Here is a 24,937-nt window from a genome sequence, read left to right as displayed (position 1 = left end):
GTCGTTTCCGCCTACCGGGGTCGGTCCTGGGCCGCTCGGCTCCGGCGTCGGGCGACCGTCCGCGCGTACAGCAGGTGGACGATGGCCTCGGCGGCGAGGAGCAGGACGACCAGCCAGGGTGCGAGGTGGTCGGCGCCGAGGACGACGAGCAGCGGGACGGCGATGCCGGGCAAGGCCCAGAGCGCGACGCTGCCCAGGGGCCGGCCGAAGCGCAGCGCGATGCCGGCGTGGGCCGAGTGGTAGAGGGCGAGCCCGCCGGCGAGTGCCCAGACGGCGCCCCGCGGCAGATGCGCGTGGCCGGCCTCCTCCACTGCGGTGGCCAGCCCGGCGGCCATGCAGATGACGGCGGCGGTGACGAAGAAGTGCAGGAAGCCGGCCACGTCGCGGGCCAGCAGGTAGGCCCGGTTGCCTTCGGCGGAGCCGAGCATCAGTTCCGCCGAGGTCGCGCCGAAGTCGAAGTACGACCACCAGAGCGCGGCGAGCAGGACGAAGCCCAGTGCGGCCACCACCCCGGCGCGGGCCGTCCACGCGTGGTCGGCCGAGGTCACCAGGGCGATCACCGACTCGCCGAGCACGATGATGACGAACAGCCCGACCCGCTCGACCAGATGCCCGGTGTGCAGCCGGCCGGGGATCCCGCGGCCCCGGGCGCTCAGCAGCAGCACCATCTCGGCGGCAAGCAGCACGGCCCAGACCGGATACCGCCAGGGCGCGGGCACGGCCGCCGATCCGGCCCAGAGCACGCCGGAGAGCAGGCAGTAACCGAGCGGCCGCCAGCGCGGGATGCGCAGGGGTTCCGGGAAGCGGGTGGCGGGCCACCACAGCCCGAGCAGCACCAGCCGGGTTCCCGCGTAGCCGAGTGCGTACGCCGCCGCGCGGCCCCCGTCGCTGTCGGCCTGCGGCACCGCGGCGGCCATCACGGCCAGGCAGAGCATGGCGGACAGCATCAGCAGGCGGCGGCGCGGGCTGTCGTCCTCGAAGAGGTTCGCGGAAACCGTGAGGTTGATCCACAGCCACCACGGCGGGAAGTACAGGGCCAGGAAGACGGCGAAGTCACGCAGCCCGGGGTCCCCGTGCAGCGAATGGGAGAGCTGCGCGGCGAAGGCGACGAAGACGAGATCGAAGAACAGTTCCAGCCAGCCGGCGTGCCGGCCCTCCCGCGCGCCACCGGGCACCGGCGAGGTGACCTGCGTACTCATCAGGCCGCCAGCGCTGTGGTGATGACCAGGGGTGGCCTCGCTCGCTCCGCCGACCATGCGCGGCCGGCGGCGAGGCCGGCGTCGGCGATGTCGAGCGCCTCGTCCACCGAAGGCCGGTGCTGGACGACGTCCCGGAAGCCGGCGCGCTCCAGCAGGGCCGGGTAGAGGCCGACGGGCCACGCGTGGTTGCGCACCTCCTGCCAGGATCCGTCGGTGCGCCGGAGCCGTACGGTCAGCTCCTCGCCCGGCCCGTACACCCGGCCCGGGTCGCCGATCCGCAAGGAGGCGTACTCCGTGCCGCTACAGGCGGGATCGGTGGTCAGCAGCACGAACGGGGCGCCCGGCCGCAGCAGCCGGCGGATCTCCGTGAACACGCCGAGCACCGCTTCCTCGGTCGGCAGCGACGCCAGGACGTGATTGCACATCACCGCGTCCGCGCAGCCGTCCGCGAGGCCGGTGACCCGCCCGTTCTCGACCAGGTGGTAATCCGCCACCGCCGTCCCCGAGGCGCGGGCCAGCGCGAGCATCTCCGGGGAGGTGTCCACGCCCAGCACCCGAGCGTCCAGCAGCCGGGCCGCGTGGTCGGCGACCTTGCCCGGCCCGCATCCGTAGTCCACCAGGACGTCGCCGGAGCCGATCCGGCGGGACAGGGCCCGGAAGACGAACGGATACCCGAGGAGCCAGTCGGTGGCCGCCTCCACCGCCGCGAATGCCCGCGCCCCTTCACGTCCGGACCAGGCGGCGCCTTCTCCGGCGCCACCGACCTGCCCGGTTCCCTCCGACCAGTCGCTCACAGCCCCACTATCGACCCACCACAGCCGTACGGGAGCGTTACGACACGACGCCGCTGCCGCCGCCGGGCACGGCTGGTGTCCGCGCGTGGCGGCTGACAGCATCCTGCTGACACCCGACCGACGGCGAAGGGCGGCCCGGCCGCCAGATGATCCTCATGTCGGAAACGTATAAGGAAGCGGCGGGTCTGCCACTGGTGGGTGTCGTCCGGCGGGCCATACCTTGATCATATCGAACGGCGCGGCTGCGCCCCGAAGAAGGAGAACCACCATGGCCAACGCCCCGAGCCCCGATTCCGCCCGCCTCGGCCTGCACATCCGACTCGAAGCCAAGCCCGAGCACGCCAAGGCCGTCGAGGAGCTGCTCACCGGCGCCCTCGCCCTGGCCAGGGAGGAGGACTTCACCACCGCGTGGTTCGCCCTGCGGCTCGGGCCGACGACCTTCGGCATCTTCGACGTGTTCGGCAACGAGGAGGACCGCACCGCGCACCTCCGGGGCAAGATCGCGGCAGCGCTGCTGGAGCAGGCCCCGCACCTGTTGGCCGCGGCGCCCGAGATCCTCCCGGTGGACGTCCTGGCGGCCAAGCTGGCCTAGGGTCCGCGCCGATCAGGCCGGCAGCCGGCTGAAGCCCGCCTGCGGGGCGTGAAGAGTGACCGTGCCGCCGCCGAGCATCGCGGCCTTCTGGCGGAGCTGGTCCACGACCGCGGGGCTGGGCCGGCCGTACACGTCGATGGACCGCATGCGGATGAGCGACGCGAACGCGCGGAACCTCGGTCCGCCGAGCTCCATGTGGAGCTCCATCGACGCCGAGTCGGGATGGACGGCCACCAGGGTCATCGTGGCCTCGGACTCGTCGATGTAGAACTGGTAGGCGATCAGCTGCGGCTCACTCGCCTCGCAGAACGCGGCCAGGTCGCGCATCCCGTTCTTGACCTCCGCGAGCCTGCCCTCGCGGATGTCCGAGTGGTCGACGTAGTAGATGGGCTCCGCGTGAATCGGTTCCGCCATGGCGCCCGAACCTACCGCCGGACGCCCCGTCAGGTCCGTTCGGCGCGCGGTGGCCTTCGGGGAACGACACGAGGCGCCGGAGCTAGAGGTTGATCCAGTAGCGCCGCTTGGGACCGATCAGGGTCTCGCGGACGTCCTCCAGCACACCGCCGTTGCGCTCGATCGTGCGGACCGACGGTTCGTTGTCGGGGTCGCAGGTCAGCAGCACCCGGTCCATGCCCAGCAGGCGCGCCTCGTGGAGGGCGGCGGACAGGGCCCAGGTGGCAAGGCCCCGGCGGCGCGCCGATGGCCTGATGCTGTAGCCGATGTGGCCGCCCGCGTCGAGGAGGAAGCCGTTCAGGTAGTGCCGCAGGTCGATGGCGCCGAGATAGGTGTCGCCCTCGGCGATCCACCAGTACGTCGCGTGGACGCGGCCGTGGTCGACGGGCAGGGTGCGGTCCGAGTAGCCGCGCAGCCGCTCCACCCAGGCCGCGAAACCCTCCGGGCTGTCCACGTCGTCGTCGGAGCCGAGCCCGGCGCCGTCCATGTGGGCGTTGGGGCCCCATTCTTCTTGCGCGGCCAGCCAGGAGCTGTGCAGGCGGGGAGTGGGGGCGATGAGCTCTGGCATACCTCGGACGATAACAGTCCGATCATCCGACCCATGGAGACCCGTCGAGCCGCCGAGCCGCCGAGCCGCCGACCCGTCGACCCGTCGACCCGCTTGCTCGCTACTTCGCGTCCCACTTCTCCGGGGTCGAGCTCGTGACCACTTCGCACACCGCCGGCTCGCCCGGGGCGGGCGAGGTGCCGCTCGCCACTTCACGCACACCGTCGAGGAGGATCCGGCACGACACCACATCGCCGGGAGCGGGTCGCACCTCGACGCGGGCCTTCTCGCCGATGTTGATCACCGTCTCCTGGCGCCAGGGCAGGGAGACCGGTCCCACGTGCTCGGTGGACACGCCCTCCTTGTACCGGTCCGGGTTCCGGCCGTAGAAGATCTCCTTCACGTCCGTCCGCCCGTCCGCGCCGGTCACCTCGTACGTCAGGGACCACCCGGCCCCGCCCACCATCCGCTTCAGCCACGTGTGGTCCCGGCTGAGCACGACGATGCCCGCCACGAGGGCCAGGGCCGCCCCCACCGCGATCCATGCCGTGCCGTTCCCGCCGCTGCGCCCGCGTTCGTATCGTGCATTCATGTAGATCACGGTACGAGATCGGTCATAACCTACCTTTCGCCCCAGAGGATGAGCTTGTGAGCGCCGGGTCATCCCCGAGGCGGACCGTCCTCAGCCGGTCGCTGCCGGAAGGGGTGTCGCGCGGGCGATGACCAGGGCGACGTCGTCGTGGTCGTCCGGGCGGCGCAGGGAGTCCAGGAGCCGGTCGCAGGTCTCCTCCAGCGGGCGTCCGGTGTCGGCGAGCAGATCCAGCAGCAGGGCGAGCCGTTCGTCGATGGGCTGGTCACGGGTTTCGACCAGGCCGTCGGTGTACAGGACCAGCTGGTCGCCCGGCTCCATGCAGACGGTGGTCGCCTCGAAGGGGATGCCGCCCACGCCCAGCGGGGCGCCGGTGGGCAGGTCGAGCAGCTCGGGGGTGCGACCGGGGCGGATGAGGACGGGCGGCAGATGTCCGGCGACGGCCACCCGGCACTGTGCGCGGTGCGGGTCGTGGACCACGTAGACGCATGTGGCGATGGTCTCCTCGAGGGCGGCGGTGGTGCGGTCCAGCTGCTGGAGCACCTGGGTCGGGTCGAGCGCGAGTTCGGCGAGGGTGCGGGTCGCGGTGCGCAGTTGTCCCATGCTGGCGGCGGCGTTGATGCCGCTGCCCATGACGTCTCCGATGACGAGGACGGTGGTGTCGTCGGGTCCGGCGATGGCGTCGAACCAGTCGCCGCCGATCTCGCTGCTGGCCGCGGCGGGCCGGTAGCGGTAGGCGACTTCCAGTCCGGGCGTGGGCGGCGGGTTGTGCGGGAGGAGGTGGTGCTGGAGGGCGAGGGCGGTGTGGTGCGCGTTGCGGTACCAGCGCGCGTTGTCGATGCACACGGCGGCGCGGGCGGCCAGCTCGCCGGCCAGCACGATGTCGTCGTCGTTGAAGGGCAGCGGGTTGCGGGTGCGTTTGAGGTCGAGGGCGCCGAGGACCTCGCCGCGGGCGATGAGCGGCACGGCCAGGTACGAGCGCAGGCCGGCGCGGGTCAGGAGGCTGGCGGCGGTGCTGTCGCGGGCGATGCGGGAGATGTCCCGTGCCTGTACGTGGGCCACCAGGACCGGATGGCCGGTGGCGGCGCACTGGGTGACCAGCCGGTCCGCGGCGTACCGGGCGATGTCGCCCGGGGGGTCCGCGGCGCGGACGGCCTCGCTGGGGAAGGCGGCCGCGACGGCCAGGGCACGGAACACCGCGGGCTCGTGGGCGGACGACCTCAGCGTCGGGCGGCCTTCGAGGACGGAGTCGAGGATGTCGACCGCGGCGATGTCCGCGAGCTCGGGCACCACGACGTCGGCGAGCTCTCGGGCGGTCTGGTCCAGGTCGAGGGTCGTGCCGATACGGACGGTGGCGTCCGCGATCAGGGCCAGGCGCCGACGGCTGCGGGCGATCTCGATGGCCGCCTGGTGACTCTGGGTGACGTCCACCACGGAGGTGGCCAGGCCGAGCACCCGCCCGGTGGCGTCCTCCAGCCGGTAGTACGACACCGACCAGGCGTGTTCGGTGCGGTCCCCGCCGTGGGTGCGGCCGGCCGTGAACTGTTCGAGCAACGGCGTGCCGGTGGCCAGGACCTGGCGCATCGCCGACTCGGCGGCCTCCGCGTCGTCGAGGAAGGACAGGGCCTCGCGGACGCCGCGACCGATGTGCTGGGAGGCGGGCAGCCCGTTGATCCGCTCCAGCGTCGGGTTGACCAGGACGTACCGCAGTTCCGTGTCCAGGACCGCGAGCCCGATCGGGGACTGGGCGACCAGCCGCGCGGACAGCGCCAGGTCCCGCTCCAGCTGCCGCAGCCTGGTCCGGTCGGTCGCGATGCCCAGCGCGTACAGGTCCCCGTGCTCGTCGAGCAGCCGCATGTTGCGGAATTCCACCAGACGCGTGGAGCCGTCCTTGTGCCGCACGGGAAAGGCTCCCGCCCAGTCCCCCGCGCCGCCCATGACCCGGGCGAACAGCTCCGTGAGCAGGGCGACGTGCTCTTTGGAGGCCAGCAGCCGGGCGGCGGGCCGGCCGAGCGCCTCCCGCGCCGTCCAGCCGAACAGCTGCTCGGCCTGTGGGCTCCACAGGGCGACCCGCCCTTCGGCGTCGAGGACGACGGCGGCGACGTTCAGGACGTCGAGCAGTCCGCTCGGCGGGGAGAGCCCGGCCTCGGCGGGCGGCCAGGCCTCGGCAGGCGGCCAGGCCTCACCGGCCCCCACCCCGTCGATCGCAGCCATCGAGGACACTCCCTTCCGGCGCCGTCGGCCCGGCGCCGTGCCGCCCGCACGCGCCGTGTGGCGGTCCGAAGCGGTCGGCTATCTCTCATGGTCCCTCCGAACCTGCCCGGTAGCGTCCGGAACCGGGTCAGGGCCGGTCTCCGGGCCGGTGTCAGGGCTGATCCGGCCGGGGCGGGCGCCCGACCCCGTAGTCTCGGCGGATGGCGAAATACTTCGATGTGCACCCCGAGAATCCTCAGCGTCGCACCATCGGCAACGTGGCCGACATCATCCGCTCCGGCGCGCTCGTCGCGTACCCGACCGACTCCTGTTTCGCGCTGGGATGCCAGCTGGGCAATCGGGACGGCATCAGCCGGATCCGGAGCATCCGCAACCTCGACGACCGTCACCACTTCACCCTCGTGTGCCAGAACTTCGCGCAGCTGGGTCAGTTCGTCCACATCGACAACGACGTGTTCCGGGCGATCAAGGCGGCGACGCCGGGCAGTTACACCTTCATCCTCCCCGCGACGTCGGAGGTGCCCCGCCAGTTGCTGCACCCGAAGAAGAAGACGGTCGGAGTCCGGATTCCCGACCACGTCGTCACGCAGGCCCTGCTCGCCGAGCTCGGTGAGCCGCTCCTCTCCAGCACCCTGCTGCTGCCCGACGAGGACGAGCCGATGACTCAGGGCTGGGAGATCAAGGAGCGGCTGGAGCACGAGGTGGACGCCGTGCTGGACTCGGGTGACTGCGGCACCGAGCCGACCACGGTCATCGACTTCTCCGGCGGTGAGGCCGAGATCGTCCGCCGCGGGGCGGGCGACACCAGCCGCTTCGAGTAGCCGCGCCGGGCCGTTCCCGCGCCGCTCTCACGCTCCCGCGCCGCACTCACGCTCCGCGCCGCTCTCACGTTCCCGCGGGCACGTCCGGGTAGAGGCCCAGGTACCGGTACGCGCCGGATTCGACCCGGTAGACGTGGCCGAGGCGGTTTCCGGTCAGGACGTGGGTGCCGGTGTCGAAGGCCAGCGGCTTGGCCAGGCCCTGGTGGGTCGTACGGAAGATCCGGCGGGTCAGGGCCGCGCGGTCGCGCCCCTCCTCCGCCAGGCCGGTCAGGGCCTCGGCCAGCAGGCCCACGGCGTCGTACGCCTCGGTGGCCCAGCGGGCGGGCGGCTCCCCGTACGCGGCCCGGTGGGCGGCGACGAACTCGGCGGCGGCGGGTACGGCCGGCGGGTCGGTGAAGAGGGCGCTGAACACCCAGCCCTCGGCGGCCGGACCGGCGGCCGTGAGGAAGGCCGGTTCCATCGCGTAATGGATGCCGACGCGCGGGCCCTGGAATCCGGCATCGGTCAGGGCGCGGGCCAGCTGGGCCGCGCGCTGCGGCGAGGTGCCGGCGTAGACGACGGCCTCGGCCCGGGCCCCGGTCAGCTCGCGCACGGCGCCGGCGAAGTCGGAGCTGCCCACGGGGACCCGGTGGACGCTGAGCGTGCCCATGGAGGGCGGGGTCTGCTGGAGGGTGCGCACGAGCGGCCACGTGGGCTCGCCGGCTTCCACGTCCTCCACGAGGGCCGTGCGGCGGACGGGCCGTACGCGGCTGAGGTAGTCGATCACCGGGAGCGCGAACTTCTCGCCCGACGGGCGGGTGGCGCACAGCGTCCGCCACTGTGACTGGGCGTTCTCCGCGCTGTCGACCGACACCAGCAGCAGGGCCAGGTCCGCCGCGGCGCAGGCGGCGGCCAGCTCGGGCACGGCCGCGTCCGCGGTGGGACCGGTGAGTGCGAGCACCGCGGGGTCGGCGACCAGCTCCTTGGCCACCTGCGCGGCGCGCGCGGCGTCGCCGCCGTCGTCGGCGACGCGCAGGGCCAGCCGGAACGGGGCGTCCGCCCGGCCGTTGTGCCGCTCCACGGCCAGTCTCATGCCGCGCTCGTGCGCCTGGCCGACGGCCTTGCCGGGCCCGGTCACATCGGCCTGCAGGGCCAGGGTGAGGGTGGTGAGATCGCGGGCCGGCGGCGGCGCCGTGCCGCCGTCCTTCCCGCTGGTGGCGAACCGGGCGACCGGTACGCCGATGGCGACCAGGCCCGCCCCGGCGAGGAGCAGCCGCCTGCGGGTGAAGCCTCGGCCGGCGCGCGGCGCGTCGATCCGGGTGGGCTCCGGGGCCGGCAGGTCCAGGGCCCTGGTGGAGCGTTCGGCGATGAGCCGGGGCAGCGGGGGCGGCAGCCAGTCCTCGGCGTCCGCACCGAGCGGGTCGCCTCCCAGCAGGGCGCGCAGCTGCGCGGGCGTCGGCCGCGCGGCCGGGTCCTTCGCCAGGCAGGCCCGTACCGCTTCGAGCAACTCGGCCGGGAGTCCGGTGAGTTCGGGCTCGTCGTGCACCGTACGGTAGACCACCGCGGCCGCGTGCCCGCCGCCGAACGGGCCGTGTCCGGTCGCCGCGTAGGCGAGGACGCAGCCGAGGGAGAACACATCGCTCGCGGCGCCCGCCACGAGGCCGCCCAGCCGGGCCTGCTCCGGTGCCAGGTATCCCGGGGTCCCGAGGACGGCGTCCACGGACGTCAGCGTGGCCGCCCCCTCGGCACGCGCGATCCCGAAGTCGATCAGCCTGGGCCCGTCCGGGGCGAGCAGGATGTTGCCCGGTTTCACGTCGCGGTGCACGAGCCCGGCGGCGTGCACCTGTGCCAGTGCTTCGGCGAGCCGCGCCCCCAGCGTCCGTACGGAGCGGGCGGGCAGGGGACCGTACCCGCCCACCGCCTCGGCCAGCGAGGGCCCGGGGACGAACGGGGTGGCCAGCCAGGGCTCGCGCGCCTCCGGGTCGGCGGCCACCACCGGGACCACCCAGCGCCCGGCGAGCTGGCCCGCGGCCTCCACCTCGCGACGGAAGCGGATGCGGAAGTCCGGCTTCTCGGCGTGGTCGGCGCGGATGACCTTGACCGCCACCAGTGTGCCCGTGGCGGAGCGGGCGAGGTACACCGTGCCCATGCCGCCCGAACCGAGGCGGCCCAGCAGCCGGTTGCCGCCGATCGCGGCCGGATCGGCGTGGGTGAGGGGGCGCATCCGCGGCTATCCCGCCGGGGGCTCTGTGGCCGGGCCCGCGTAGCGGATGCGGCCGCCCTCCACCCGGTGCAGGAAGTAGAAGTTGCCCTTGAGCTGCCGACGGGCGTCGAAGGCGTACTCCTTGGTCAGGCCGCGGAAGGTGCCCTGGGCCAGCGCGGTCAGCAGTTCGGCCCGGGACGGGCGGCCGCCGCCCTGGGCGCCGGCGACCAGCCGGTCGATGACCAGGCGGGTCGCGTCGAAGGCCTCGGCGGTCCAGACGTCGGGGGCGGAACCGTACGTCGCCTGGTGCGCGCGGGCCACCTCCGCGATCTCGGGGGCTTCCACGCCGGTGTAGGGCGCGAAGAACTGCCAGCCCTCGGCGGCCGGGCCGGCGGCCTTGAGGAACTCCGGGCCGGCGAGGCCGTAGTCGGCCGCCCGGGGCCCCTTGAAACCGGCGGCGGCCAGCATTCCGGCGACCTTGGCCCCGCCGGCCGGAGTGCCGGTGTAGAAGAAGCCGTCGACGCCGTGCGCGAGCATGTCGGTGACCACGGGTGCCAGGTCCTGGGTACCGCGCGGGACGACACGGGCGTAGAAGGTGGCCTCGGGCGCGAAGAAGGCGATGGTGCGGCCCACCAGCAAGGCCGTCTGCCAGCTGTCCGTGTCGCCGTCGCGGTCGCTGAGGATGCCCATCCGCCGGACGCCCTGCTTACCGGCCAGTTGGAGGTTGGCCGCGGCGGCCTGCGCGGAGGTGATCGGGCAGCTCTGGAAGAAGCTGCGCCGGTCGGTGACGCTGTAGGTGGTCGCCAGGGCGGACACGCTGACCAGGGGGACGGAGCTCTCGCCGTACAGTTCGAGGCACGGGATCACCGAGTCGTTGCCGGTGGGGCCGATCACCGCGAACAGATCGCGGTTGGCGATGAGTTCGGTGGCCGCGGCCGCGGAGCGGTCGGCCCTCCCCGCGTCGTCGGCGGTGGCGACGGTGAGGGAGAAGGGCTTGTCCGGACGGGCGTTGAAGGCGTCGACGGCCAGCCGCACCCCGCGTTCCTGTGCCTGTCCGACGGCCTTCTGCGGGCCGGAGAGGTCGGCGTGCACGCCGATGACCCATTGCCGGGGGCCGGGCGCGGCCGGGGTCTTGGGCTTCTCGTCCTCGCGCAGTGCCAGCCAGGCGGCCAGGCCGCCGCCGGCCGCGAGCACGGCACCGCCGGAGGCGAGGGCGAGGAAGCGCCTGCGGGAGGGCGCGGGCGTACCGGGGGCGGGGGCGGCGTCCGGGTCGGCGACGGTCTCGTCGATGCCCGGCAGGGCGAGCAGCGCGGCAGAGCGTTCGGCGATGGTGGCGACGACCGGGTCGGGCAGCCAGTCGGTGCCCTCGCCCGGGGTGTCCTCGGTCAGCGCCCGGTCCAGCTCGGCGGCGGTGGGGCGGATGTCGGGATGCTTGGCGAGGCAGGTCCGCAGCAGCGCGGTGAGTTCGGGGTCGGCCAGGATCTCGGAGCCGAACTCGGGCTCGTCGTGGACGGTGCGGTAGAGCACCGCCTCGACGGTGCCGCTGCCGTAGGGCAGGCGGCCGGTGGCGGCGTACGCGAGGAGGCAGCCGAGCGAGAAGATGTCACCGGCCGGTTCGGCGGGGCGGCCCTCGGCCTGCTCGGGCGGGAGGAAGCCGGGGGTGCCGAGCACCGCGTCGGCGGAGGTCAAGACGGTGTGATCGCCGCCGCGGGCGATCCCGAAGTCGATCAGGCGGGGCCGGTCCATGCCGAGCAGCACGTTCCCCGGCTTGACGTCCCGGTGGACGAGGCCCTGCTCGTGCATCACCCCGAGGGCCTTGGCCATGGCCTTGCCGAGGATCCGTACGGCGCGCAGCGGGAGCGGGCCGTGGGCGGCGACGGCCTCGGCGAGGGAGGGGCCGGCCACGAAGGCGGTGGCCAGCCACGGTTCGGGGGCGTCCGGGTCGGCGCCGGTGATCCGTACGGCCCAGGGGCTGTCGACCTCCGCGGCGATCTCGGCCTCGCGGCGGAAGCGGGCCCGGAAGTCCGCCTCGTCGGCGTACTCCGCGCGGATCACCTTGACGGCGGCGAGCGCGCCGTCGTCGGTGCGGCCGAGGTAGACGACGCCCATGCCGCCGGCGCCGAGCCGTCCGAGGAGTCGGTAGCCGGCGATCCGGGAGGGGTCCGAAGGATGGAGCCGCTCCATCAGCCCGCCGCCTTTCCGAGCTCCTGCTTGGCCTGATGCATCATCCGGCTGGTGCCCTGGGCGACGAGCGTGTCCATAGCCTCCCTGGTGAAGCCCTCGGCGCCCTTGGCGGCGATGGCCACGGTGACCGGTCCGAACTGGGCCTGGGACCAGGTGTAGGGGTGTGGCCCGCCGTCCTTCGCGCTGACGTACTCGCCGGTCTCGCTGAAGGCGTCCTCGGTCCACCCGTTCATCTGTTCGCCGAGGTAGAAGGAGCCGCCCCACAGGTTCTTGAGCTCCTCGCCTTCCCGCAGCTTCTGGCTGGGGCAGCGCAGGACCTCTTCCATGGCGCGGGCGGTCTCCCAGCCGGATTCCTGGCGGTTGTGGTGGATGGTGACCGTGGCGTTGAGCCGTATGCGGCCGTGGCCGTCCTTGGCCGGGATGTGGAAGTAGCGGGTGCTCGTGGCGAGCACGTCGTCCGGCAGGCCGGTGGTCTGCCAGACGCAGTTCTCGTCGAGGACGGGCCAGCGGCCGGGATCGCTCTCGAACGGGGTGCTGCGCACCACCTCGGGGCCGAAGGCCTCCTGGGTGATGACGATGCGGCCGAGCAGCTTGCGGGCCTCGGCGACCGTCTTCGGCTGCTTGGACTCGTCCAGTTGGGGCACGAGGGAGGCGGCCGGGCTGCTGGATGGTGCGGTCGGCGCGCCGGTACCCGGGCTGGCGGTACCCGGGCTGCCGGTACCCGAGCTGCCGGTACCCGGGCTGCCGGTACCCGGGCTGCCGGTACCGGACGGCGACGGCGCGGCGGCCGGGGTGCGGCCGCCCGCGCCGGTCTTCCCCGCCCCGTCGCCCGAACAGCCGGCGAGCAGGAACAAGCCCGCCAGCGCGCACCCGCAGGCGCGCAGCGCGGAGCTGCGTCTGTATGTCACTGATCCCCCCACGGCGCGGATCGTACTCCGCCCGGGAGGGATGTAACCGGCTTACGGAAAAAGGATGTTGCCGGGAGCGCGCGGGTCGGCTCAGCGAGGGGCGAGGGTCCAGGCGGATTCGTGGCGGGTGAAGCCGACGGCGGGTAGTAGTCGACCGCGGCCGGCGCGGAGAGCAGGATCAGCTTGGCCTGGGGCGCGGCTTCCTGCGTGACCCGGATGAGCTCGCGCCCGACGCCCTTGCCCTGGTAGGCGACGTCGACGGCAAGGTCGCCGAGGTACGTCGAGTACGCGCCGTCGGTGATCGAGCGGGCGATGCCGATGAGGCGGCCGTCGTCGGTGCGGGCGACGACCACGAGGTTGGCTCCGGCCAGCATCCGGGCGAACCGCTCGACGTCGGCGACGGGGCGGCGCTCGGCGAGGGTCGACTCCCGGTAGAGGCCGATGACTTCCTCGACGTCCAGCTCGGCGCCGATGACGCGCTCACACTTCCACATACTGACGCAGCTCCTTGCATCACGTAATAGTCACTTGTGAATAGCGATTATTACATCACGAAGGAAGTGGAAGACAAACCGGTGGACCGGCATGCCTTCCGCGAGGGCGGGGCATGCTGCACTGGCGTCCGTTTTCTACGGGAAGGTGCGACTTGCTCACTCTGTTTCTCATGTGGCTCCGCCGACAGCTGGGGCGCTTCACCAGCACCAACACCAGCACCGCGGAGCATGGCTCCTCACCGACACACACCGCCTCGACCCCGCTGTTCACCGCGGACTTCACGTCGGCCACCCAGTGGGTCGCCGGCCGGTCCTGGGCCTATCCGGACGGCGGCCCCACCAACCCCGGCGACAACAAACTCGACTACCTGGTGGAGGACCCGTCCTACAGCCGCACCGGGACCTTCCGGGCCGTCCGCCGCCCGGACGGCAAGTGGAACGCGGGCCTGCTGACCACCGAGGGCAGCGACGAGGGGTTCATGATGCGGGCCGGGGACGTGCTGGAGTCCCGGGTGCGGCTGCCCGCCGAGGTCGGGGCCTGGCCTGCGATCTGGACCTGGCGGGACGGCGGCAACGAGATCGACGTCTTCGAGTACCACCCGGACAATCCCGACCTGCTCGAACTCTCCAACCACGTCAAGGGCGGTTCCCGCTACCACCGGGACTCGGCCGTCGCCCCCGGCGGCTGGGTGGACCTGAAGGTCGAGTTCGGGGCGCGCTCGGTCGTGTGGTGGGTCAACGGCGCGCGGGTGTTCGCCGACCGCCGCGGGGTCGGCCGCAGTTGGCGGGCCTATCTCATCGTCAACCTCTCCGTGTGCGCCGGGCGCTACCACCCGGCGCCCGACGCGGACGTGTCGGAGATGTCGTTCGAGGTGGCGTACCTGCGCGTCCACCGGCCGTAGGCCGGCCTCGGGCATGCCCGAGGCCGGCCGTCTTCCGCTCGTGCGTCAGGCGATCTGCCACTGCTGACTGTCGCCGCCCGTGCACGTCGCCTGGTCGTCCAGTGCCTTGCCGCCCGCGGTGAGGGTGCGGGTGCCGCCCAACGGGCCCCCGTACACCTCGAACTCGTACAGCGAGTGGCCGTAGGAGGTGCCGCGCCGAGTGCCGTCCACGCGGATCTACCGGCCTGATCCGGTGAGGTCGGTCAGGTCCTGGACTCCGCGGGTGCCGGCCGTCGTGGAGTGCACGGTGCGCCGGGTGGTGGCGTCGTCGGAGAGCTGGATCTGGAACGACTTCCCGTACGCCGCCTCCCGGCGGAGCACGACGCGGCTGACGCTCTGGGTGGAGCCGAGGTCGACCTGGAGCCACTGCGGATCGCTGTAGCCGCTGGACCAGCGGGTTCCGGGATCGCCGTCGGTGGCCGACGCCGCCGGGAAGTTCGCCGTCTCCGTGCTGGAGGCGGTGGTCGGACGGCCCAGGGCCAGGTTGCCCGGCTGGGCGGGGCCGGGCCAGGCCGGGTTGTGGCCGACGCTCGCGACGATCGGGGTGAAGGCGGCGTACGTCGCCGCGAGCTTCGGCGATCCCCAGGTCTGCTGGGCGAGCGCGCGCAGCGGGGACATGATGCCGGCGGCGATCTGTTCCTCGGTCTCGGCGGTGGGGATGTCGCACCACACGTGGATCACCGAGCCGGGGTTCTTCCCGGGGTCGGACAGGGTGCTGCCGCCCTCGAAGCGGTCCGGGGTCCAGGTCTCGTACATCCACTTGGTGTCGGGCTTCGGGCCCCCGAGCACGTAATAGGTGGGGGTCCAGGACTCGTTGGCCACGATGTGCCCGGCGTCGGCCAACTGCTGGGGAGTCAGGCCGTAGGTGTACCAGTACTCGACGATGATGCCGGAGTGGGGGCGCAGCGTCCCGTCGCCGGACTTGATGCCGTCGTTCCACATCCGGGTGGTCTTGCCGCCCGCCCGCACCAGGTCGTCGGCCCAGTTGACGAACCCGTAGTAGGTGTCCTTGGCGGTGGCGTTCGCACCGTAGTGGGCGCGGGCGTAGCTGAGCAGCTGCGGGTACTTGCTGTAGTCGGTGACGTATTCGTCCGCGCCGATGTGCCAGTACGGCGCCGGGAACAGCGGCAGGTACTCGCTGACCAGGTCCTCGATCAGCGTGTACGAACCGGGCAGCGAGAGGTCGATGAAGTCGTTGCTGACCGCGCCGGAGCTGCTCTTGAGCTTGAGCTCGGGGTGCGCGGCCAGGACCGCGGTCATGTGCCCGGGGGTGTCGATCTCCGGGACGATGGTGACGTGGTACTTGCGGCCGAGCTCGACGAGGTCGGCGATGTCCTGCTTGGAGTAGTGGTCGGTGGAGACGATCTCCGGGTGGGTGGAGCTCTCCAGCCGGAATCCGTACCTGTCCGACAGGTGGAAGTGGAAGTAGTTGAGCTTGAGGTAGGCCAGCTCCTTGATGTGCTGCTTGAGCCAGTCCACGGTGAAGAACTTGCGCCCCTGGTCGACCATGAGCCCGCGCTCGGCCTTGGCGGGCCAGTCCACCGCCGTGCCGGCCGGCACCGTGGCGGACTGGTGCAGGAGCTGGAGGACGCTGCGGGTGCCGTAGAACACGCCGGCATCGGTCCCGGCCTGGATGGTGAGGGCTCCCGCGACCGTCATCCGGTAGCCCTCGGCGGGCAGGGCGGTGCCACCGAGGCCGAGACCGATGTCCCCGGCGGTCGGGCTCCCGGTGACGACGGCCACGCCGCGCCCGGCCAGCGCGCCCAGGTCCTGCGCGAACGTGGCGGCCTCGTCCGCCAGTTGGTCGGTGGAGGCGGGGTCGACGACGATCCGGGTGGCGTCGGTGAAGGTGTAGGTACCGGTGCCGGCCGTCCATTGGCGCAGGGCCGGTACGGTCGGCGGCGGCCCGGTGGCCGCCTGGGCGGCGCCGGCGCCGGGTATCGCCGGTGCGAGCACCGCGCACGCGATGGCGATCAGCAATCTGAGCAGACGCATGGCTGCCTCCAGCCGGGTATGGCAGAGCGGAGCGTGTGGGGTGCATGAGTGCAGCGCAGCGCCGGGTTCATGCTGCGATCCTGCCCCGGGTGGTACAGGCCTGCATCTTGAGATACGCCTGTCGCAGCGCCACGTGCCACGGCGCCGGGACGCGGGAAGCCCTTTTCCGCAGGCCACGCATCTCAGCGTTTCGGGTCCCACTGCGGTCATGGCCGGGCGCGCCGTGCGGTTCCCGAAACGTCCGCTGTCAGGCTCGTCCGTTGCCCTTTCAATGCGGCCTCGAAGGCCGGACCACTGCCCAACCCCGCAGGAATGCGCAAGATCGCCGGTTCTGCGGGGCGGCAGAGCGCGTGGCGCGGCCGGGTCGCGCCCATGTCACCCGAGGTCACACCGGCCCCCCTGTAGCGCCCCGCTGTCCATGCGGCAGGATGGCAGCCCGATTCGTGTGCGTACACACGCCCGAACGGGCCCCCGCACAGCACGATCTGACAGGTGAAGACAAAGTGACGACACAACACATACGCCGAGCGGCGACGCCCTTCTCTCCGGAGGGGATCCTTTGAGCCGGGATCTCGTCCTGCACGACTGGGTGGTGGCCGCCATCGCGCTGGCGGCGGGTGTCGCGGCCGGACTGCTGTTGCGTGCCGTCCTGCGCTGGCTGGGCAAGCACGCCAGCAGGACGGCGTGGAGCGGGGACGACGCCATCGTCGACGCGCTGCGCACCCTCGTCCCCTGGGCGGCCGTCATCGGCGGCGCCGCCGCGGCGGCCTCGGCGCTGCCCCTGACCACGCGGGTCACGGGCATCGTGAACCAGTCGCTGACCGCCCTGCTCGTCCTCATCGCCACGGTCACGGCGGCCAGGATCATCGCGGGGCTCGTACAGTCCCTCGCGCAGGCCCGCACGGGAGTGGCCGGATCGGCCACCATCTTCGTCAACATCACGCGTGTCGTCGTGCTGGCCATGGGCGCGCTCGTGGCACTCGAAACCATGGGCGTGTCCATCGCTCCGCTGCTCACGGCGCTCGGCGTGGGCGGACTCGCGGTCGCCCTGGCGCTGCAGGACACCCTCGCCAACCTCTTCGCGGGCGTCCACATCCTCGCCTCGAAGACGGTGCAGCCCGGGGACTACATCCGGCTCAGCGGTGGCGAGGAGGGGTACGTCGTCGACATCAACTGGCGCAATACCGTCGTGCGCAACCTGTCGAACAATCTGGTGATCATCCCCAACGGCCGCCTCGCGCGGACGAACATGACCAACTTCACCCAGCCGGAACAGCGGTTGTCGATCCTCGTCCAGGTGGGCGTCGGCTACGACAGCGATCTGGAGCACGTCGAGCGGGTCACCCTCGACGTCGTCGACAGCGTGATGGCTGACATCTCGGGAGGGGTCGCCGACCACGAGGCCGCCGTCCGCTTCCACACCTTCGCGGACTCCAGGATCAACTTCACCGTGATCCTGGGCGTGGGCGAGTTCAGCGACCAGTACCGCATCAAGCACGAGTTCATCAAACGCCTGCACCAGCGCTACCGGACGGAGGGCATCTCCATCCCCGCCCCCACCCGCACGGTCTCGGTCCAGCCCTGGGGGTCGCCGATCCCGCACCAGCGCGACGCGCCGGACTCGGTGCTGACCGATCGCTGAGCTGAGCGCTGAGCGCTGAGCGCTGAGCGCTGAGCGCCGGTGCACCGGGCGGACCGCCGACCGCCGACCGCCGACCGCTCAGTAGGAGCAGGCGTCCCCATGGGGATCGTCGAAGCGGTCGGCCTCGTCGACACCGAACAGCCGGACGTGGTCGAGCAGTTCCACGAGGCGCTCGTCCGCCAGGGGGGTCCGTGGCCGCCCAGACGGCGAGCCACGGGCCGAGCCCGGCCGAGGCTTCGGCACACAGCTCGAAGACCGCGTACGCGGCCACCGGCAGATCGGGGTCGGTGAGCGCGTGGGCCCGCCAGGCCTCCAGGAATTCCCGGACCGCCCCCGCTTCCTCGGCGGACCTCTCCTGCCACTCGCCGCGCGCGAGCGCGCGCCCGGCTCCTGCCATGTCGTACTCGTCGACGAGGCCGCCGGCCAGGGCCCGGGCGAGCTGCGGCAGGATCCGCCGCAGCACCGAAGGGTCCGCCTCGTCCGGCCGCTTCCCCCGTCACGGCCGCTACGCCGTGGCGCCGTCGGGGACGGCGGCGCCGCAGCCCTGGTGGCCCCAGCGGCTCCCGTTCTTGGTGATCATGTCGCCGACGGCGTAGGGCTTCCCGCAGGGGCAGCTGCCCGGGAACTTCGCCTTGATCGCCCGCGATGCGCGCCCCGCCGCCGCACCTTCGGACGTACGCTTCCTCGGCGCGGCGGCCTTGTGGCGCGAGGGCGCGGCCGGTTCGGGCACGGGCATGTCCGGGTGCCCGAGGGCCGTACCGGCGGCTTCCTGCGTCCGGGCCGCGTCGCTGGCGGCCTGGTCGGCGATCGCGTTCAGGTGGTCGCCGTCCTCGCGGTGTGCGGGAACGTACAGGAACGTCACGTCACGATCGGCCAGCAGCCGGTCGATCTGCTCGACGAGTTCACGGTTCGCGACCGGCTGTCCGGAGGAGGTCTTCCACCCGTTGCGCTTCCAGCCCGCGAGCCACTGCGTCACGGCCTTCATCGCGTACTGGGAATCCATCCGGACCTGAACGGACGTCCCGGGAGCGAGTGCCTCCAGCAGTCGCTGGAGGGCGGTCAGCTCCCCGATGTTGTTGGTGGCCCGCCCCAGCGGACCGGCCTCCCAACGCTCGGGACGTCCCTCGGAGTCGGCGATGACCCAGCCCCATCCGGCGGGCCCGGGATTACCCTTCGCCGCTCCGTCACAGGCGGCAATGATGCGATCAGACATCCCCCGATCATGCCTCATCCCCCGAGGTGGTCACGCCGCCGTGGGGCAGCTCCCGGCCCGCGCGGGCGCCGCCCGAGCGCGGCGACGCGCCGCTGACCGCCGCCTATTCGGCGGGCGACCCGGCCTCCGTCTTCCCGCGCATGAAGATGACCGCCACCAGGGCGAGGCCGAGGACGGCGCCGGCCAGCTGCATGCCGACGAAGCCGGGCACGGAGGCCGGGGCGATGCCCGCGAAGGTGTCCGTGAACGCCCGGCCGATGGTCACGGCCGGGTTCGCGAAGGAGGTGGAGGAGGTGAACCAGTACGCGGCGCCGATGTACGAGGCGACGGCCACGGGTGCGAAGCGCAGCCGGTCGGTGCGGGCCAGGCCGAAGATCAGCAGGATCAGGCCGGCGGTGGCGACCACCTCGCCCAGCAGCAGGTTCCCGGCGGAGCGGTCGTGGGTGGACCACCGCACCAGCGGCTCGCCGAACATCGCGTCCGCCAGGATCGCACCCGCGATCGCGCCGACGATCTGCGAGGGCACGTACACGGCCAGCTCGCGGGCCGTGACCCCGGCGCCGCCGCGGCGGGCGGTCCACCATTCGGCGAGCGTGACCGCCGGATTGAAGTGGGCTCCCGAGACGGGGCCGAGGAGCACGATGAGCACGCCGAGGCCGAAGACGGTGGCGGTGGAGTTGGCCAGGAGCTGCAGCGCCACGTCCTGGGTGAGCTCGGTCGCCTGGATGCCGGAGCCGACCACGACCGCGACCAGGGCCGCGGTGCCGACCAGCTCGGCTGCGGCGCGGGCGATCAGGGGGGTGCGGGGCGGGGTGGCGCCGGGCGCGGGCCGGGGCGCGTCGGCGGCTATGACGGATTCCGCCGCGGGGGCGGCGGCGACGGGCTCGGTGGCGGTCACGACAGGTTCTCCTCGGGCAGGCCGGGCCGGGGCAAGGCAGGGCAACGCAGGGGGCAGGGCAGGGCAGGGGTGAAGCAGGGGTGAAGCGGACTACGGGCAGGACCGCTTGAGGTTCGCTTCGGCGGTGGCACGCGCGGTCCGAGCGAGGTCGGCGAACTGACCGGCGACGGCTTCGAGGACTTCCGGGCGGAGCCTGTAGTAGGTGAAGCGGCCGCACGGTTCGGTCTCCACGACCCCTGCCTCGCGCAGCACCCTCAGGTGGTTGGAGAGGTTGGTCTGCTTGGCGCCGGTCTCTTCCACCAGGTGCGTGGTGCACAGCGTCTCGCGGGAGAGCAGGGTCACGATCTGAAGCCTGAGCGGGTCTGCCAGGACTCGGATCAGTTCAGTATCGACTGACGTCATCATGCGCTGATACTGTCACATCAGCCGGGCCTGACATGAGGCCGAGCTGGATCGACTCCAAGGAAGAACACATGCCCTCCGCTCCCGCCGCCTCCGTCCTGTTCGTCTGCGTCCACAACGCGGGCCGCTCCCAGATGGCGGCCGGGTTCCTCCGCCACCTCGCCGGAGACCGCGTGGAGGTCCGCTCCGCCGGCTCGGTCCCCGGCGACCGGGTCAACCCCTCCGCCGTCGCCGCGATGGCCGAGCTGGGCATCGGCATCTCCGACCAGCAGCCGAAGGTCCTCACCCCGGAAGCCGTCCAGGCGTCCGACTACGTGATCACCATGGGCTGCGGCGACGCCTGCCCGTACTTCCCCGGCAAGACCTACCTCGACTGGCAGCTCGAAGACCCGGCCGGCCAGGGCGTCGAAGCCGTCCGCCCCATCCGCGACGAGATCAAGCACCTCATCGAGGGCCTGATCGCCGAGATCGACGCCAAGCGGCAGGCCTGACCGCTCGGATCTCAGGAGCCCGGTCCGGTGGCGGACAGGAGCTGGCACTCGTCGAAGTTCATGCAGCCGCAGGCGAGGCAGTCGGCGACGGCGTCGCGCAGGGCTTGCGTCTGCCGGATGAAGCGGTCCAGCTCGGGGAGCTTGCTCTCCGCGAGAGCGCGCCACTGCCGGGTGGCGCCGCGGTCGGTGTCGGCGTCCAGCAGGGCTCGGATCTCGGCCAGCGTGAACCCGGCCCGCTGAGCCATCTTGATCAGCGCGATCCGCCGTACGGTGGCGGCCGGATAGACGCGCCGGCCCGCGGCCCGTTCGGCGGACGGCAGCAGGCCGACGCTCTCGTAGTAGCGCAAGCCCGAAGGCCTCATTCCGACCTGCCGTGCCAGCTCCCCGATGCCGAGCTTTCGCACTGATCATTCCCCCCTTGACCTCAAGCGCGCTTGAACCAGGAGTCTGACCCGGTGACTCCCCCACGGACAACTCGCCTTCTGCCGCAGGCCTATCGGCCGCTGTTCGCCCATGCCGGGTTCCGCCGGCTCCTGCCCGCCCTCGCGGCATCCGATCTCGGCGACGGGATGAGCGTGGTCGCGGTCGCATGGCTGGCCATCGAGATCGCACCTCCCGGGCAGTCCGGGCTGCTCCTGGGAGCCGCCGTCGCCGCGTACGCGCTTCCCGGGGCCGCCGGAGCCCTGCTCTTCGGGCGGTGGCTGCGCCGGCTTCCCGCCCGGCGGCTGCTGGTGGCGGACAGCCGGATCCGCGCGGTCCTCCTCGGCTGCGTGCCGCTGGCCTGGGCCGCGGGGGTCCTGCACCCCGTGCTGTACGTGGCCCTGCTGGCGGGCTCGTCCGTGCTGCATGCCTGGGGAAACGCCGGGAAGTTCTCACTGCTCGCCCAACTGCTGCCCCCCGACCAGCGGCTGGCCGCGAACGCACTGGTCAGTTCCAGCACCTCGGCCGCCATGGTCTTCGGGCCCGCCCTCGCCGGTTTCCTGGCGGTGCTGGTCGACCCCGCCTGGATCATCGGCGTCGACGCGCTGTCCTTCGCCCTGCTCGCGGCCCAGGTCGGCCGGCTCCGGGGCCCGGCCGACGCAGCCGACAAGGCAGGCCGGGCCGACGGAGCCGACGCGGTGGAGACGAGTGCGCCGGTCGACACGGACCGGTCGGCTGCCGGGCTGCACCTGCTGCGAGGACAGCCCGAACTCCTCGGGATCCTCGCGCTGACCTGGTTCTTCAACTTCCTCTACGGGCCGGTCGAGGTCGCCCTCCCGCTGCACGTCACCGGTGATCTGCATGCCGAGGCGGGCCTTCTCGGGCTGTACTGGGCGCTGTTCGGGGCGGGAGCCGTCCTGGGCGGTCTGGCGGCGGGCGCCCTGCGCAGGCTCCCGCTCTGGCCGGTCACCCTGGGGATCGTCGCGGGCTGGGGGCTGGCTCTGGTGCCCTTCGGATTCGGCGCGTCCGCTCCCGTCACCCTCGTGTGCTTCACGCTCGGCGGTTTGATCTACGGACCGTTCACGGCGCTGTCCTACACCCTGTTCCAGGACCGCACTCCGGCCGCGTGGCTGACCACGGTCCTCGCCGCCCGTAGCGCCGCCCTGCTCACCGCCTCCCCGGTGGGCACCGCACTCGGCGGGCCCCTGACCGCGCTCCTGGGGCCCCGGCAGGTGCTGGCCGCATCCGGGATGGCGACCGTCGTCCTCGCCCTCGCCGGGGCAGCGGTATGGGCCTTGAGCGAACGCCGGGTGGCCGCCCGCCCCTGATCCGCCGACGCCACCTCGCAGGCGCCACCGGACAGCGCCGGTCAGCGCCGGTCACAGCACTAGGACACGGCGGATCTGATCTCGTCCGCCGGCAACCGCGCCTGCACGTCCGCGCTCACCCTGCGATTCACCTGAGCATCATGGCACCAGGGCCGTGCGGCGGTTGCCGCACGGCCCTGGTGTGTCACGTCGGCCGTTTCGGCACGCAAGCGCCGAAACGGTTCTCCGCCGCTCCGAGATCAGGCGGGGGTGATGTTCTCCGCCTGCGGGCCCTTCTGGCCCTGCGTGATGTCGAAGGTCACGGCCTGACCCTCCTGGAGCTCGCGGTAGCCGGAGGCGTTGATCGCCGAGTAGTGGGCGAAGACGTCCGGGCCGCCACCGTCCTGGGCGATGAAGCCGAAGCCCTTTTCAGAGTTGAACCACTTCACGGTTCCCGTAGCCATGTTCATGCCTTCCCGTTGACGTACGTCTTCCACACGGCGTGGAAGACGGAGGTGATCGCCCTGGTCCTACGGCACAACACAGCAAAACTGCCCACACCAAAGGGCACGGGCAAGGCACTTGGAACCACGACAGCTACCCGTGAAGGTACACGCCTGCACGCACGGTCACCAGGGGGAATGATCTCGCCTTCGCGGCGAGATCCGGCCTTGCGCGCACCCCTCGGGCCCGGTCGTCCCGAAATGTGTCGAGTGCCGCCCCCGCGATGCCGTAGGGTGAGGTCTACCGACGCGGGGTGGAGCAGCTCGGTAGCTCGCTGGGCTCATAACCCAGAGGTCGCAGGTTCAAATCCTGTCCCCGCTACTGCTCGGAAATGCCCGGATCCTGATGGATCCGGGCATTTCTGTCATGTCAGGCGGCGTCGCGTCCACCAGAAGCAGACGAGTCCCAGGAGCGCCGCGAGCGCGAGGCACAGGCCCGACTCCATCCACTGGAGCGGCCACAGGTGGGACTGCGGGTGGTGCGCGGCCCACTGCCCCGTGATCCCGTGCTCTGCGAGGCACTGCTGGAAGTCCTCGGCCAGCAGGCACTGGGGCAGGTCCGCGACCCGCTGCCCGGCGGAGGTGACCAGGCCCTCCTCCAGCACCCAGGAGTTGCCCGGCCCGCCCGATGCCTCCGTACCCGGCCACTGGGTGACGACCTCCGGCCACAGGGAACTTCGTACCCGCTCCAGTGCCGGCAGCAGGACCGCGCCGACCGCCAGGGTCGCGCCCATGGCCGCCACCGTGCGCCGCAGCAGCAGGCTCAGCGTGATCCCGACCATGAGCATCAGCAGCGCCTTGGCGACCGCCGCGGGGCCTATGGCGTCGTACGGCATCCAGCCGTACCAGGGGAAGCGGCTGCCGAGGGGGCCGGCCACCTCGTGCCACCACCAGGTCGCGGAGGCCGTGACCAGGCCGCTGACGAGGACCGTCAGGGCGACGGGGACGGCGATCTTGGCCAGGAACCAGCGGGTCCGGGTCACCGACTGGGACAGCGCGGTGCGGTACGTGCCGGACTCCAGCTCGGGTGCGAACAGCGGCCCGCCGAGGAAGAGTCCGAACACGAGCGGAAGCAGCGCGAGCACCTGGAGCGGCTGCCGCAGCGGGTACTGGTGCTGCTGCTGGAAGTCGACCAGTACGTCCGCGCAGTGCCGCGCATGCTCGGCGGCCGGGCCCGTGCAGCCGGCCAGCTGCTGGGCGACGGCGTCGGCCGCCCCGTACCGGCCGAGCACGAAGTACCCGGCGAGCAGGGCGGATCCGGTGAGGAGCGCCCACAGGGCGGTGCGGTGCTGGCGTACGACGAGCCAGGTCACCCCGCGTACGAGCCTCATGCCGCGGCCCCTGCCTGCTCGGGACGGGCGGCCGAGGTGATCACCGTGGGCAGTTCGGGGTCGCGCAGATACGTCATGAGCAGGTCTTCCAGGGAGGGTGCGGGGCCGTCGCCGCCGGGGTGGTGGGCGGCGCGGAGTTCGTCGATGTCACCGGCGAGGCGGACCCGGCCGGAGCCGATGACGAGCAGGAAGTCGCAGGCGCCCTCCAGTTCGGAGACCACGTGCGAGGACAGCACGACGGTGGTGCCGTGGGCGGCGGCCTCGCTCAGCAGGAGCTGCGCCATCTCGTGGCGCACCAGCGGGTCGAGGTCGGCCATGGGCTCGTCGAGCATCAGCAGCCCGGGGCGTTTGCCGAAGGCCAGGGCGAGGGCGACGCGGGTGCGCTGGCCGCCGGAGAGCGAGCCGACCCGGGCGCCGTACGGGATGTTCCCGCCCGCGATGACGCGTTCGGCGGTCGCCCGGTCCCAGGCGGGGTTCAGCTCGGCGCCCATGCGCAGGATCTCGGCGACCCGGAAGCCCCGGTGGAGCGGCTTGTCCTGGCTCAGCAGGGCGGTCGCCCGGCGGGCCGCCGGGGCGCCGGGCGGTGCGCCGAACACGCGGATCGAGCCCGCGGTGGGCGTGAGCAGGTCGGCGGCCAGGGACATCAGGGTGCTCTTGCCTGCGCCGTTGGGTCCGACGAGGGCGCAGACCCGGCCGGCGGGGATCTGGAAGGTGCAGTCCTTCAGGGCCCAGCCGCGGGGGTAGCGGCGGCCGAGGCCGACGGCGCGCACCGCGGGGGAGCCGGGCTCGGGTACCTGGTTCGTGTTCATGACGCCGA

26 protein-coding genes and 1 tRNA gene are annotated in these 24,937 nt (G+C 72.4%); 7 read left to right on the top strand and 20 right to left on the bottom strand.

The window, feature by feature from the left end:
* Positions 1 to 11: 11 nt before the first annotated feature.
* Complete coding sequence (locus tag ACZ45T_RS25745; RefSeq protein WP_468445145.1) at positions 12 to 1,199, bottom strand: low temperature requirement protein A; 1,188 nt, start codon at positions 1,197 to 1,199, stop codon at positions 12 to 14.
* Positions 1,199 to 1,993, bottom strand: coding sequence for a class I SAM-dependent methyltransferase (locus tag ACZ45T_RS25740; protein WP_468445143.1), 795 nt, complete (start codon positions 1,991 to 1,993; stop codon positions 1,199 to 1,201). The genes ACZ45T_RS25745 and ACZ45T_RS25740 overlap by 1 nt, the downstream gene beginning before the upstream one ends.
* Positions 1,994 to 2,261: 268 nt before the next feature.
* Here ACZ45T_RS25740 and ACZ45T_RS25735 point away from each other — a divergent pair, with 268 nt between their 5' ends.
* On the top strand, positions 2,262 to 2,585 hold the full coding sequence (locus ACZ45T_RS25735; protein WP_468445141.1) for a putative quinol monooxygenase: 324 nt from the start codon (positions 2,262 to 2,264) through the stop codon (positions 2,583 to 2,585).
* Positions 2,586 to 2,597: 12 nt separating this feature from the next.
* Here ACZ45T_RS25735 and ACZ45T_RS25730 read toward each other — a convergent pair whose 3' ends face one another.
* The 4 genes from ACZ45T_RS25730 to ACZ45T_RS25715 form a co-directional block, all read right to left on the bottom strand.
* The gene (locus ACZ45T_RS25730) at positions 2,598 to 2,999 is read right to left on the bottom strand and encodes a hypothetical protein (protein ID WP_468445139.1); all 402 of its coding nucleotides are present in this window, start codon (positions 2,997 to 2,999) and stop codon (positions 2,598 to 2,600) included.
* 82 nt (positions 3,000 to 3,081) lie between these two features.
* Positions 3,082 to 3,606, bottom strand: coding sequence for a GNAT family N-acetyltransferase (locus ACZ45T_RS25725; RefSeq protein WP_468445137.1), 525 nt, complete (start codon positions 3,604 to 3,606; stop codon positions 3,082 to 3,084).
* A gap of 100 nt (positions 3,607 to 3,706) precedes the next feature.
* Entirely contained in the window at positions 3,707 to 4,177 is a 471-nt protein-coding gene (locus ACZ45T_RS25720) for a hypothetical protein (protein ID WP_468445135.1), read from the bottom strand.
* Between the two features lie 90 nt (positions 4,178 to 4,267).
* Entirely contained in the window at positions 4,268 to 6,388 is a 2,121-nt protein-coding gene (locus tag ACZ45T_RS25715; protein ID WP_468445133.1) for a SpoIIE family protein phosphatase, read from the bottom strand.
* Positions 6,389 to 6,588: 200 nt separating this feature from the next.
* Here ACZ45T_RS25715 and ACZ45T_RS25710 point away from each other — a divergent pair, with 200 nt between their 5' ends.
* Positions 6,589 to 7,209, top strand: a complete 621-nt coding sequence (locus tag ACZ45T_RS25710) for an L-threonylcarbamoyladenylate synthase (protein WP_468445131.1) — start codon at positions 6,589 to 6,591, stop codon at positions 7,207 to 7,209.
* Positions 7,210 to 7,273: 64 nt separating this feature from the next.
* On the opposite strand, the gene ACZ45T_RS25705 is transcribed toward ACZ45T_RS25710, so the two are convergent.
* From ACZ45T_RS25705 to ACZ45T_RS25690, 4 genes are read right to left on the bottom strand one after another with little or no spacing between them, the layout of a single operon-like run.
* The gene (locus tag ACZ45T_RS25705; RefSeq protein ID WP_468445128.1) at positions 7,274 to 9,412 is read right to left on the bottom strand and encodes a bifunctional serine/threonine-protein kinase/ABC transporter substrate-binding protein; all 2,139 of its coding nucleotides are present in this window, start codon (positions 9,410 to 9,412) and stop codon (positions 7,274 to 7,276) included.
* A gap of 6 nt (positions 9,413 to 9,418) precedes the next feature.
* The gene (locus ACZ45T_RS25700) at positions 9,419 to 11,575 is read right to left on the bottom strand and encodes a bifunctional serine/threonine-protein kinase/ABC transporter substrate-binding protein (protein WP_468445126.1); all 2,157 of its coding nucleotides are present in this window, start codon (positions 11,573 to 11,575) and stop codon (positions 9,419 to 9,421) included.
* Positions 11,575 to 12,483, bottom strand: a complete 909-nt coding sequence (locus ACZ45T_RS25695) for a hypothetical protein (RefSeq protein WP_468445124.1) — start codon at positions 12,481 to 12,483, stop codon at positions 11,575 to 11,577. The genes ACZ45T_RS25700 and ACZ45T_RS25695 overlap by 1 nt, the downstream gene beginning before the upstream one ends.
* Entirely contained in the window at positions 12,480 to 12,977 is a 498-nt protein-coding gene (locus tag ACZ45T_RS25690; RefSeq protein WP_468445122.1) for a GNAT family N-acetyltransferase, read from the bottom strand. Before ACZ45T_RS25690 ends, ACZ45T_RS25695 begins: the two co-directional genes overlap by 4 nt.
* A 170-nt stretch (positions 12,978 to 13,147) precedes the next feature.
* Here ACZ45T_RS25690 and ACZ45T_RS25685 point away from each other — a divergent pair, with 170 nt between their 5' ends.
* A complete protein-coding gene (locus ACZ45T_RS25685; protein ID WP_468445120.1) occupies positions 13,148 to 13,879 on the top strand; it encodes a LamG domain-containing protein in 732 nt (243 codons plus the stop codon).
* Positions 13,880 to 13,924: 45 nt separating this feature from the next.
* Here the strand turns inward: ACZ45T_RS25685 and ACZ45T_RS25680 are convergent, their stop codons facing one another.
* Both ACZ45T_RS25680 and ACZ45T_RS25675 read right to left on the bottom strand, forming a co-directional pair.
* Positions 13,925 to 14,089, bottom strand: a complete 165-nt coding sequence (locus ACZ45T_RS25680) for a hypothetical protein (protein ID WP_468445118.1) — start codon at positions 14,087 to 14,089, stop codon at positions 13,925 to 13,927.
* A gap of 6 nt (positions 14,090 to 14,095) precedes the next feature.
* On the bottom strand, positions 14,096 to 15,913 hold the full coding sequence (locus ACZ45T_RS25675) for a family 20 glycosylhydrolase (protein WP_468445116.1): 1,818 nt from the start codon (positions 15,911 to 15,913) through the stop codon (positions 14,096 to 14,098).
* A 559-nt stretch (positions 15,914 to 16,472) separates the two neighbouring features.
* On the opposite strand from ACZ45T_RS25675, the gene ACZ45T_RS25670 reads away from it, so the two are divergent.
* On the top strand, positions 16,473 to 17,555 hold the full coding sequence (locus ACZ45T_RS25670; protein ID WP_468445114.1) for a mechanosensitive ion channel family protein: 1,083 nt from the start codon (positions 16,473 to 16,475) through the stop codon (positions 17,553 to 17,555).
* 78 nt (positions 17,556 to 17,633) lie between these two features.
* Here the strand turns inward: ACZ45T_RS25670 and ACZ45T_RS25665 are convergent, their stop codons facing one another.
* The 4 genes from ACZ45T_RS25665 to ACZ45T_RS25650 all read right to left on the bottom strand — a co-directional run bounded on the left by ACZ45T_RS25665 (position 17,634) and on the right by ACZ45T_RS25650 (position 20,071).
* Complete coding sequence (locus ACZ45T_RS25665) at positions 17,634 to 17,798, bottom strand: hypothetical protein (RefSeq protein WP_468445112.1); 165 nt, start codon at positions 17,796 to 17,798, stop codon at positions 17,634 to 17,636.
* Positions 17,799 to 18,060: 262 nt separating this feature from the next.
* Positions 18,061 to 18,768: a ribonuclease H family protein gene (locus ACZ45T_RS25660; protein ID WP_468445110.1), complete on the bottom strand. Its 708-nt coding sequence runs from the start codon at positions 18,766 to 18,768 to the stop codon at positions 18,061 to 18,063.
* Between the two features lie 103 nt (positions 18,769 to 18,871).
* Complete coding sequence (locus ACZ45T_RS25655; RefSeq protein WP_468445108.1) at positions 18,872 to 19,666, bottom strand: aquaporin; 795 nt, start codon at positions 19,664 to 19,666, stop codon at positions 18,872 to 18,874.
* Between the two features lie 90 nt (positions 19,667 to 19,756).
* Positions 19,757 to 20,071, bottom strand: coding sequence for an ArsR/SmtB family transcription factor (locus tag ACZ45T_RS25650; protein WP_468445106.1), 315 nt, complete (start codon positions 20,069 to 20,071; stop codon positions 19,757 to 19,759).
* A 68-nt stretch (positions 20,072 to 20,139) separates the two neighbouring features.
* On the opposite strand from ACZ45T_RS25650, the gene ACZ45T_RS25645 reads away from it, so the two are divergent.
* Positions 20,140 to 20,559 carry an arsenate reductase ArsC gene (locus tag ACZ45T_RS25645; RefSeq protein ID WP_468445104.1) on the top strand — a complete coding sequence of 140 codons (420 nt, stop codon included), beginning with the start codon at positions 20,140 to 20,142 and terminating at the stop codon, positions 20,557 to 20,559.
* A gap of 11 nt (positions 20,560 to 20,570) precedes the next feature.
* Here the strand turns inward: ACZ45T_RS25645 and ACZ45T_RS25640 are convergent, their stop codons facing one another.
* Positions 20,571 to 20,963, bottom strand: a complete 393-nt coding sequence (locus ACZ45T_RS25640) for a MerR family transcriptional regulator (RefSeq protein ID WP_468445102.1) — start codon at positions 20,961 to 20,963, stop codon at positions 20,571 to 20,573.
* A gap of 51 nt (positions 20,964 to 21,014) precedes the next feature.
* On the opposite strand from ACZ45T_RS25640, the gene ACZ45T_RS25635 reads away from it, so the two are divergent.
* The gene (locus tag ACZ45T_RS25635) at positions 21,015 to 22,307 is read left to right on the top strand and encodes an MFS transporter (protein WP_468445100.1); all 1,293 of its coding nucleotides are present in this window, start codon (positions 21,015 to 21,017) and stop codon (positions 22,305 to 22,307) included.
* A gap of 239 nt (positions 22,308 to 22,546) precedes the next feature.
* On the opposite strand, the gene ACZ45T_RS25630 is transcribed toward ACZ45T_RS25635, so the two are convergent.
* Positions 22,547 to 22,750, bottom strand: a complete 204-nt coding sequence (locus tag ACZ45T_RS25630; protein ID WP_030384970.1) for a cold-shock protein — start codon at positions 22,748 to 22,750, stop codon at positions 22,547 to 22,549.
* A 287-nt stretch (positions 22,751 to 23,037) separates the two neighbouring features.
* Here ACZ45T_RS25630 and ACZ45T_RS25625 point away from each other — a divergent pair.
* A tRNA-Met gene (locus ACZ45T_RS25625) sits at positions 23,038 to 23,111 on the top strand.
* A gap of 43 nt (positions 23,112 to 23,154) precedes the next feature.
* On the opposite strand, the gene ACZ45T_RS25620 is transcribed toward ACZ45T_RS25625, so the two are convergent.
* Entirely contained in the window at positions 23,155 to 24,120 is a 966-nt protein-coding gene (locus ACZ45T_RS25620) for an ABC transporter permease (RefSeq protein WP_468445097.1), read from the bottom strand.
* Positions 24,117 to 24,929, bottom strand: coding sequence for an ABC transporter ATP-binding protein (locus ACZ45T_RS25615; protein WP_468445095.1), 813 nt, complete (start codon positions 24,927 to 24,929; stop codon positions 24,117 to 24,119). The genes ACZ45T_RS25620 and ACZ45T_RS25615 overlap by 4 nt, the downstream gene beginning before the upstream one ends.
* Between the last annotated feature and the right edge of the window lie 8 nt (positions 24,930 to 24,937).

The organism is Streptomyces sp. NPDC030995 (assembly GCF_055571215.1).
The sequence above is the reverse complement of the archived record's forward strand: the minus strand, read 5'-3'. Positions and strand labels throughout refer to the sequence as shown.

Coding starts and splice junctions, on each gene's coding strand:
- ACZ45T_RS25745 (WP_468445145.1), bottom strand. CDS start 1,199: ATGAGTACGCAGGTCACCTCGCCGGTGCCCGGTGGCGCGCGGGAGGGC.
- ACZ45T_RS25735 (WP_468445141.1), top strand. CDS start 2,262: ATGGCCAACGCCCCGAGCCCCGATTCCGCCCGCCTCGGCCTGCACATC.
- ACZ45T_RS25730 (WP_468445139.1), bottom strand. CDS start 2,999: ATGGCGGAACCGATTCACGCGGAGCCCATCTACTACGTCGACCACTCG.
- ACZ45T_RS25725 (WP_468445137.1), bottom strand. CDS start 3,606: ATGCCAGAGCTCATCGCCCCCACTCCCCGCCTGCACAGCTCCTGGCTG.
- ACZ45T_RS25720 (WP_468445135.1), bottom strand. CDS start 4,177: ATGAATGCACGATACGAACGCGGGCGCAGCGGCGGGAACGGCACGGCA.
- ACZ45T_RS25715 (WP_468445133.1), bottom strand. CDS start 6,388: ATGGCTGCGATCGACGGGGTGGGGGCCGGTGAGGCCTGGCCGCCTGCC.
- ACZ45T_RS25710 (WP_468445131.1), top strand. CDS start 6,589: ATGGCGAAATACTTCGATGTGCACCCCGAGAATCCTCAGCGTCGCACC.
- ACZ45T_RS25705 (WP_468445128.1), bottom strand. CDS start 9,412: ATGCGCCCCCTCACCCACGCCGATCCGGCCGCGATCGGCGGCAACCGG.
- ACZ45T_RS25700 (WP_468445126.1), bottom strand. CDS start 11,575: ATGGAGCGGCTCCATCCTTCGGACCCCTCCCGGATCGCCGGCTACCGA.
- ACZ45T_RS25690 (WP_468445122.1), bottom strand. CDS start 12,977: ATGTGGAAGTGTGAGCGCGTCATCGGCGCCGAGCTGGACGTCGAGGAA.
- ACZ45T_RS25685 (WP_468445120.1), top strand. CDS start 13,148: ATGTGGCTCCGCCGACAGCTGGGGCGCTTCACCAGCACCAACACCAGC.
- ACZ45T_RS25675 (WP_468445116.1), bottom strand. CDS start 15,913: ATGCGTCTGCTCAGATTGCTGATCGCCATCGCGTGCGCGGTGCTCGCA.
- ACZ45T_RS25660 (WP_468445110.1), bottom strand. CDS start 18,768: ATGTCTGATCGCATCATTGCCGCCTGTGACGGAGCGGCGAAGGGTAAT.
- ACZ45T_RS25650 (WP_468445106.1), bottom strand. CDS start 20,071: ATGATGACGTCAGTCGATACTGAACTGATCCGAGTCCTGGCAGACCCG.
- ACZ45T_RS25645 (WP_468445104.1), top strand. CDS start 20,140: ATGCCCTCCGCTCCCGCCGCCTCCGTCCTGTTCGTCTGCGTCCACAAC.
- ACZ45T_RS25630 (WP_030384970.1), bottom strand. CDS start 22,750: ATGGCTACGGGAACCGTGAAGTGGTTCAACTCTGAAAAGGGCTTCGGC.
- ACZ45T_RS25620 (WP_468445097.1), bottom strand. CDS start 24,120: ATGAGGCTCGTACGCGGGGTGACCTGGCTCGTCGTACGCCAGCACCGC.
- ACZ45T_RS25615 (WP_468445095.1), bottom strand. CDS start 24,929: ATGAACACGAACCAGGTACCCGAGCCCGGCTCCCCCGCGGTGCGCGCC.